We start from the raw sequence: 255 nt of genomic DNA, 5'->3' as shown, positions 1-255 counted from the left end.
AGCGTTCGCTACGTTGTTTATAGTCTGCTGTGTGAACGTGAGGATCCCGTTCCACCCTCTCCTCCACGCGTAGTCCGCCGCCTCAACCGCCGCGGCTATCCCGGTCTTAATCGCTATCCCGAACGCCGCGAAGCCCGCCTGAACGCGGGCCGCGAACCGGGCCGCCGCTTTCTCCCACTCGACGGACGTGTTCACGAACTTGTTTTTAGCCGCCTGAAAGTCTCCCGTGAGTAGGGAGAACGCCGCGGAGAGATA

The 255-nt window shown here is 61.6% G+C and carries 1 protein-coding gene; it reads right to left on the bottom strand.

Features of this window, described 5'->3' with window-relative positions; all coding sequences use genetic code 11:
• A partial coding sequence (locus tag R6258_RS18825; RefSeq protein ID WP_318453481.1) for a hypothetical protein occupies positions 1-255 on the bottom strand: 255 nt, incomplete at both ends.

Origin of the sequence: Halomonas sp. HP20-15 (genome assembly GCF_033446685.1) — a bacterium.
GTDB lineage: Bacteria > Pseudomonadota > Gammaproteobacteria > Pseudomonadales > Halomonadaceae > Modicisalibacter.
The sequence above is the reverse complement of the archived record's forward strand: the minus strand, read 5'-3'. Positions and strand labels throughout refer to the sequence as shown.